The organism is Kitasatospora sp. NPDC058406, from assembly GCF_042722765.1.
In the GTDB taxonomy this organism is placed as follows: Bacteria; Actinomycetota; Actinomycetes; order Streptomycetales; family Streptomycetaceae; genus Kitasatospora.
On sequence record NZ_JBHXKE010000017.1, the window covers coordinates 54,771 to 61,635 of the forward strand.

Below are 6,865 nucleotides of genomic sequence, written 5' to 3' on the forward strand. Positions count from 1 at the left end.
GCCCCGCCCTCCCCGCACGGGGGAGGCCGGCCCTCGGGCCACTGCTTCGGCGCTTCAGCTACCGGGTTCAGGCAGCCACGACGGCGACGTCGAGGTTGGCCTGGACGTCGGAGTGCAGCTTGACCGAGACCTTGTGGGTGCCCACGGTCTTGATCGGCGAGGAGATCGCGACGGCGCGCTTGTCCACGGCCGGGCCGCCGGCGGCCTTGATGGCCTCGACGACGTCGGCCTGGGTCACCGAGCCGAACAGACGGCCGGCCTCGCCGGAGCGAACGGCCAGCTTGACCTGGACGCCCTCGAGCTTGCCCTTGACCTCGTTGGCAGCCTCAAGGGTCTGGATCTCGTGGATCTTGCGGGCGCGACGGATCGCGTCCACGTCCTTCTGGCCGCCCTTGGTCCAGCGGATGGCGAAGCCACGCGGGACCAGGTAGTTGCGGGCGTAGCCGTCCTTGACCTCGACGACCTCGCCGGCGGAGCCGAGACCCGGCACCTCGTGCGTGAGGATGATCTTCATTACTTGGTCACCCTCTCTTAGCGCGCGGTGCTGGTGTAGGGCAGCAGCGCCATCTCACGGCTGTTCTTCACGGCCGTGGCGACGTCACGCTGGTGCTGGGTGCAGTTGCCGGTGACCCGGCGGGCACGGATCTTGCCACGGTCGGAGATGAACTTCCGCAGCAGGTTCGTGTCCTTGTAGTCAACGTAGTTGACCTTGTCCTTGCAGAAGACGCAAACCTTCTTCTTCGGCTTGCGAGCAGGCGGCTTCGCCATTGTGCGCTCCATTTGGGGTTCACGGCCGGGCGGGCGTCCGAGGACGCCGGCGGCCCGTCCGCACGAAATCTGTCAGCTCTTAGAACGGGGGCTCTTCCGAGAAGCCGCCACCGGCCGGGGCACCCCAACCGCCGCCGCCACCCTGGTTGCTGTTGCCACCGGATGAGGGGGTGCTGGAAGCCCACGGGTCGTCGGAGGGACCGGACTGGCCACCGGAGTTGCCACCCCAGTTGCCGCCCTGCTGTCCGCCGCTGCCGCCGCCCCAGTTGCCACCGCTCTGGCCGCCGCCCTGCGGGCCGCCGCCGAAGCCGCCGCCGCCGGGAGCACCGGACCGGTTGGCCCGGGTGACCTTCGCGGTCGCCGAGCGCAGGCTCGGACCGACCTCGTCGACCTCAACCTCGAAGACCGTCCGCTTCTCGCCTTCCTTGGTCTCGTAAGACCGCTGGCGCAGTCGGCCCTGCACGATGACGCGCATGCCGCGCTGCAGCGACTCGGCCACGTTCTCCGCCGGCTGCCGCCAGACGTTGCACGTGAGGAAGAGGCTCTCGCCGTCCTTCCACTCGTTCGTCTGACGGTCGAAGGTGCGGGGGGTGGACGCGATACGGAACTTCGCGACCGCCGCACCCGACGGGGTGAAGCGCAGCTCGGGGTCGTCGACGAGATTGCCGACGAGGGTGATGACGGTCTCGCCTGCCATGGTGGTGATGACCTCTCGGGAAGATGTCCGTTCACCGCTGTTTCACGTGAAACAACGGTCGCGAGCTACCCGAGACCCGAAGGCCTCAGAGGTGGCTCAGTGGGTGTCCGGGCGCAGGACCTTGGTCCGCAGAACCGACTCGCTCAGGCCAAGCTGGCGGTCGAGCTCCTTGACGACCTCAGGCGTGGCCTGGAGGTCGATGACCGAGTAGATGCCCTCGGACTGCTTGTTGATCTCGTAAGCCAGACGGCGGCGACCCCAGGTGTCGACCTTCTCGACCTTGCCACCGCCGTTGCGGACGACAGCGAGGAAGCTCTCGATCAGGGGGGAGACAGCGCGCTCCTCGACCGACGGGTCGAGGATGACCATCAGCTCGTAGTGACGCATGAGTAACCCACCTCCTTTGGACTCAGCGGCCACGGTCTTTCCGTGGCAGGAGGGTTGTGCAGCGTCGGCACCGGAGCAGTGTCGACTCCGGCCCACCGTAGCGGCCGGGTCCGACAGCCTGACTCCGCTCACCCGGAAGAGGGCAGAGGAAGGCACAACTACACCAGTGCAGACGGCACAGCCTACCTGCACCCGGACGGCCGAACAAAACGCATAGGGGTTGTGAGACCGGTCCAACCGCCGCAATCTGGACGGAACGGGTTTCCTGCCCGTTCGTCTCCTCGCCAGGAGGTGGGACTCATGGCCCAGACCATCCACCGGATGCCCCCTCTCACCCTGAACACCGACGGCCACCCGCACCCGCGGGAGAACGCCCTGGTGGGCGTCACGGCCGTCCTCGGCGTCATCGCCTTCGTCACCTCGTTCTTCCACAACCTGCACCTGCTGACCTCGTGGACCGGCCTGTTCGGGATCGCCGCGGGCCTGCTGGGGGTGTTCCTCTCCGTGACCACCGCGGAGCGGTTCATCCTCATGATCACGCTCGGCGCCTCGGCGATCGGCTTCTACCTCGGAATGGCGCGCGGAGGCCTGTGGGGTTAGCCACCCCGCGCAAGGAACCCCCGGCGCCCCCCTCGCGTACCTACCTAGGACAGGCCGGTGCGCGACGGGGGCGTCGCCGCGCCCGCAGCCCCGGGGGGCCCGGACGATAAGGTCACCCCGAGATACCGGGGCCCACTGCAGCCCGACCGACGAGGAGCACCGAGCATGAGCCTGCGCCTGAGGACGATCACCCGCGAGGAGCACCTCGCCTTCATCAGGAGCCGCGCCTCGGCCAGCCACATGCAGGTGCCGTCCTGGGGCGATGTGAAGGCCGAGTGGCGCACCGAGTCGATCGGCTGGTTCGACCAGACCAACCAGATCGTCGGCGCCGGGCTGGTGCTCTACCGCCAGCTGCCCAAGGTCAAGCGGTACCTGGCCTACCTGCCCGAGGGCCCGGTGATCGACTGGTTCGACCGCGACCTCGACCGCTGGCTGCAGCCGATGCTGGCGCACCTGAAGTCGCAGGGCGCGTTCTCGGTGAAGATGGGCCCGCCGGTGGTCATCCGCCGCTGGAACGCGCCGACCATCAAGGAGGCCATCGCCGCCAAGCAGGCCAAGCGCCTGCGCGACGTCGAGGCCGACTGGTACGAGCCCCGCGCCTTCGAGGTGGCCGACCGGCTGCGCAAGGCCGGCTGGCTCCAGGGCGAGGACGGCGGCGCCGGCTTCGGCGACGTCCAGCCGCGCTACGTCTTCCAGGTCCCGCTGGCCAACCGCTCGCTGGACGACATCCAGAAGGGCTTCAACCAGCTCTGGCGCCGGAACATCAAGAAGGCCGAGAAGAGCGGCGTCGAGGTGATCCAGGGCGGCTACGACGAGCTGCCGATCTTCCACCAGCTGTACCTGGTGACCGCCGAGCGCGACCGGTTCACCCCGCGCCCGCTGTCCTACTTCCAGCGGATGTGGAAGGCCCTCACCGCCGAGGACCCGAACCGGATGCGGCTCTACATCGCCTACCACGAGGGCGAGCCGCTGGCCGCGACCACGATGCTGGTGGTCGGCGAGCACGTCTGGTACTCCTACGGCGCCTCCGCCAACCACAAGCGCGAGGTCAAGCCGTCCAACGCGATCCAGTGGCGGATGATGCGCGACTCGTACGCGCTCGGCGGCGGGGTGTACGACCTCCGCGGCATCTCCGACACGCTGGACGAGAACGACCACCTGTTCGGCCTGATCCAGTTCAAGGTCGGCACCGGCGGCCAGGCCGCCGAGTACCTCGGCGAGTGGGACTACCCGCTCAACAAGCTGCTGCACAAGGCGCTCGACCTGTACATGTCGCGCCGCTGAGCAACAGCGCCGTAGCCGCCGAGCCACCCGTGCCCCACACCCTCTGGGAGATGACCCGATGACGCTGTCGCTCTACCTCGACACCGAACGCTGGCGTACCCACCAGCGCTCCGTCCTGGCCGAGTTCCCCGGCCTGGTGCCGGTGGCGAAGGGCAACGGCTACGGGCTGGGCAACCACCGCCTGGCCGAGGAGGCCACCCTGCTGGGCACCGGCATGCTGGCGGTCGGCACCGCCTACGAGGCGGCCGACGCGGCCGACTGGTACGGCGGCGAGCTGCTGGTGCTCACCCCGTACCGGGTCGGCGAGGAGGCCCTGCCGCTGCCGCACGCCCGGGTGATCCGGACGGTGGCCAGCCTCGACGGGGTGCGCGCGCTGCACGGCGCCCGGGTGGTCGTGGAGTGCATGACCACCATGCGCCGGCACGGCGTCTCGGCGGCCGACCTCCCGGCGGTCGCCGCCGAACTGGACGGCGTCTCCTTCGAGGGCCTCGCGCTGCACCTGCCGATGGACCGGCCGGACGGCTCCAGCCCGGTCGAGGAGGTCGCGTACTGGGTGGACACCGCCCGGGCCGCCGGGGTGCCGGTGCACACCGTCTTCGTCAGCCACCTCGGTGCGGCGGGCCTGGAGCAGCTGGCCGGGCGCTACCCGGACACCGTGTTCCGGGCCCGGATCGGCACCCGGCTCTGGCTCGGCGACCACGGCGCGCTGGAGGTCCGGGCGACGGTGCTGGACGTCACCCCCGTCGCCAAGGGCGACCGCTACGGCTACCGCCAGCACCCGGCGCCGGCCGACGGCCACCTGCTGGTGGTCGCCGGCGGCACCGCGCACGGCATCGGGCTGGAGGCGCCCAAGTACGTGCAGGGCATGTCCTCGCGGGCCAAGGGCATCGCCCGGGCCGGCCTGGCGACCGTCAACAAGACCAAGTCGCCGTACAACTGGACCGGCAAGCAGCTCTGGTTCGCCGAGCCGCCGCACATGCAGGTCTCGCTGCTCCTCCTGGACGGCGAGACCAAGCCGCCGGCGGTCGGCGACGAGCTCGGTCTCCAGGTGCGGCACACCACCACGCACTTCGACCGCGTGGTGGACCGCTGACCGGTCGCCGGCCGGTCGCCGCCGGCCGGCCCCGGAGTGCCGCCGGCGACCGGCCGCCGGCGGCCGTCAGGACTTCTCGGCCGGCTCCTGGGCACGGGCGGGCGGCTCGATGAGCCACCCCTCGGAGCCGGCCGGCGCGTACCCGGCGTAGCTCGCCTCCTCGCGCAGCTGCCGGGCGGCGCCGAGCACGAAGACGTCCGGGGCCTGGTCGAGCACCCCGCCGGAGGGGTCGTCGCTGCCGTCCCAGCGCACCGGGTCGCGGTCCGGCAGCAGGATGTCCCGGATCACCACGCCGACCAGGTAGAGCGTGCCGAGCAGGTGCAGCACGATCGCGAAGTGGTACCAGGACTCGCCGATCCCGTGCTGCTTGGGCCCGGTGACGAAGCCCAGGTGGGACCAGATGCCCAGGGTGTAGAGCACCTCGCAGGCCTGCCAGATCAGGAAGTCCCGCCAGCGCGGCCGGGCCAGCACCGCGAGCGGCAGCAGCCAGAGCACGTACTGCGGCGAGTACACCTTGTTGAACACCACGAACGCGGCCACCACCAGGAAGGCCAGCTGGACGACCCGCGGGCGGCGGGGCGCCGAGAGGCCGAGCCACGCTATCCCCGCACAGCTCAGTACCATCAGGATCGCGATGAAGGTGTCGAGGTTCTCCAGCCCGACGCCGCGGGTCTGCATCAGGATCAGCCAGAGCGAGCCGTAGTCCTCGTTGCGGTGCTTGCTGAAGACGTAGAAGGTCGACCAGCCCTGCCAGTTGGCCATCATGATCGGCAGGTTGACCAGCACCCACGCGCCGACCGCGCCGCCCAGCAGCCCGCGCAGGTCGCGCCACCGGCCGGCCCGCCAGCAGAGCACCAGCAGCGGGCCCAGCAGCAGGAGCGGATAGAGCTTGGCGGCGGTGGCCAGGCCGATGAACACCCCGGCCAGGACCGGCCGCGAGCCGGCCCACCAGGCCAGGGCGACGGCGGCCAGCGCGACCGCCAGCAGGTCCCAGTTGACGGTGGCGTTGAGCAGCAGGACGGGCGCCAGCGCGAACATCAGGGCGTCCCAGGGGCGGCGCCGGTGGGTGCGGGAGAGCGCCACCACGGCGACCACCGCGCAGGCCATCAGCAGGCCCGCGTTGATCACCCAGAACCACCGCTCCTGGTCCTGGAGCGTGCCGCCGCCGGGCGTCAGCCAGGCCGAGATCTGCATGAACAGACCGGTCAGCACCGGGTATTCGAGGAACTGCAGATCCCCGGTGGTGCCCGGGATCCGGTCCACGTAGGGGTGCAGTCCGGCCGCGAAGCCCCGCCCGGAGAACAGGTGCGGGACGTCGCTGTAGCAGGCGTGCACGTACTGCGGCGAACCCGGCTGGAACCAGGCCGCGTTGTAGCAGGGCAGCTTCTGCGCCATGCCGAGCACCGAGACCACGATGACCACCAGCGCGAGGAAGCGTGCCGGGACCCACCAGGAGACGCCGAGCAGCGCGCGCTTCCCGGGCGGGCCGCCGATCACCTCGCTGCCGGCCGCCGCCACCGGGTCCTCGTCCGCCGGCACGACCACGGTGTTGGTCACGACCTGGTCGACCCCGGTCACCGGTACCTCGGGGGCAGGCCCGGCGGCGTCGGGGAGCCCGGTCTGGCCGACGGATTCGTCATGAGCGCTGGACGTCATGGCGGACATCCTGCCGCACCTCTCCCGCCCGGACGAGGAGGCCCCCGCCACGGCCCCGCCACCGGGCCGCCGGGGCGTGACGAATCGCGCCGAATACGGCGAAACGGCGGTGGCGGCCCTCCGAGGAGGACCGCCACCGCCGCTTCACCGTTTCCGGTTCCGTGTCCGCATCCGTCTACCTGTCCGCGGTCCGGTTCCGTCCCGGCCGCGCTACGGCACGAGCGCGTTGCCGCTCGGCGGCGCCGACGGCGAGGTCGGCGGCTTGGTCGACGGCTTGGGAGTCGTCCCGCCGGTGGCACCGCCGGCACCGCCGCCCGGGTCGGTGGTCGGGCTCGGCCCCGGCACCGTCGGCGTGGTGCAGCCGATGTTGCCGATGATGC

At 70.8% G+C, this 6,865-nt stretch carries 8 protein-coding genes; 3 read left to right on the plus strand and 5 right to left on the minus strand.

Going from position 1 to position 6,865, the window contains the following annotated elements:
• Positions 1-67: 67 nt before the first annotated feature.
• From rplI to rpsF, 4 genes are all read right to left on the minus strand, one after another.
• Positions 68-514 carry a 50S ribosomal protein L9 gene (rplI, locus tag ACFWOG_RS05805; protein ID WP_329884832.1) on the minus strand — a complete coding sequence of 149 codons (447 nt, stop codon included), beginning with the start codon at positions 512-514 and terminating at the stop codon, positions 68-70.
• Positions 515-531: 17 nt separating this feature from the next.
• Positions 532-768, minus strand: a complete 237-nt coding sequence (gene rpsR / locus ACFWOG_RS05810) for a 30S ribosomal protein S18 (protein WP_030304537.1) — start codon at positions 766-768, stop codon at positions 532-534.
• Positions 769-847: 79 nt separating this feature from the next.
• A complete protein-coding gene (locus ACFWOG_RS05815; RefSeq protein WP_329884830.1) occupies positions 848-1,465 on the minus strand; it encodes a single-stranded DNA-binding protein in 618 nt (205 codons plus the stop codon).
• 96 nt (positions 1,466-1,561) lie between these two features.
• Positions 1,562-1,852, minus strand: a complete 291-nt coding sequence (gene rpsF, locus ACFWOG_RS05820; RefSeq protein WP_329884829.1) for a 30S ribosomal protein S6 — start codon at positions 1,850-1,852, stop codon at positions 1,562-1,564.
• Between the two features lie 300 nt (positions 1,853-2,152).
• Between rpsF and ACFWOG_RS05825 the strand changes: the two genes are divergently transcribed.
• The 3 genes from ACFWOG_RS05825 to ACFWOG_RS05835 all read left to right on the plus strand — a co-directional run bounded on the left by ACFWOG_RS05825 (position 2,153) and on the right by ACFWOG_RS05835 (position 4,829).
• On the plus strand, positions 2,153-2,452 hold the full coding sequence (locus tag ACFWOG_RS05825) for a hypothetical protein (protein WP_329884828.1): 300 nt from the start codon (positions 2,153-2,155) through the stop codon (positions 2,450-2,452).
• 165 nt (positions 2,453-2,617) lie between these two features.
• Positions 2,618-3,736, plus strand: a complete 1,119-nt coding sequence (locus tag ACFWOG_RS05830; protein ID WP_329884827.1) for a peptidoglycan bridge formation glycyltransferase FemA/FemB family protein — start codon at positions 2,618-2,620, stop codon at positions 3,734-3,736.
• Between the two features lie 58 nt (positions 3,737-3,794).
• A complete protein-coding gene (locus ACFWOG_RS05835) occupies positions 3,795-4,829 on the plus strand; it encodes an alanine racemase (RefSeq protein ID WP_329884826.1) in 1,035 nt (344 codons plus the stop codon).
• A gap of 66 nt (positions 4,830-4,895) precedes the next feature.
• Here ACFWOG_RS05835 and ACFWOG_RS05840 read toward each other — a convergent pair whose 3' ends face one another.
• Positions 4,896-6,485 (minus strand): glycosyltransferase 87 family protein, encoded by a 1,590-nt coding sequence (locus ACFWOG_RS05840; RefSeq protein ID WP_329948377.1) that lies wholly within the window; start codon positions 6,483-6,485, stop codon positions 4,896-4,898.
• Positions 6,486-6,865 lie beyond the last annotated feature (380 nt).

What these genes read in the sequence shown, in the direction of transcription:
- rplI (WP_329884832.1), bottom strand. Translation starts at nt 514, where the DNA reads ATGAAGATCATCCTCACGCACGAGGTGCCGGGTCTCGGCTCCGCCGGC.
- rpsR (WP_030304537.1), bottom strand. Translation starts at nt 768, where the DNA reads ATGGCGAAGCCGCCTGCTCGCAAGCCGAAGAAGAAGGTTTGCGTCTTC.
- ACFWOG_RS05815 (WP_329884830.1), bottom strand. Translation starts at nt 1,465, where the DNA reads ATGGCAGGCGAGACCGTCATCACCCTCGTCGGCAATCTCGTCGACGAC.
- rpsF (WP_329884829.1), bottom strand. Translation starts at nt 1,852, where the DNA reads ATGCGTCACTACGAGCTGATGGTCATCCTCGACCCGTCGGTCGAGGAG.
- ACFWOG_RS05825 (WP_329884828.1), top strand. Translation starts at nt 2,153, where the DNA reads ATGGCCCAGACCATCCACCGGATGCCCCCTCTCACCCTGAACACCGAC.
- ACFWOG_RS05830 (WP_329884827.1), top strand. Translation starts at nt 2,618, where the DNA reads ATGAGCCTGCGCCTGAGGACGATCACCCGCGAGGAGCACCTCGCCTTC.
- ACFWOG_RS05835 (WP_329884826.1), top strand. Translation starts at nt 3,795, where the DNA reads ATGACGCTGTCGCTCTACCTCGACACCGAACGCTGGCGTACCCACCAG.
- ACFWOG_RS05840 (WP_329948377.1), bottom strand. Translation starts at nt 6,485, where the DNA reads ATGACGTCCAGCGCTCATGACGAATCCGTCGGCCAGACCGGGCTCCCC.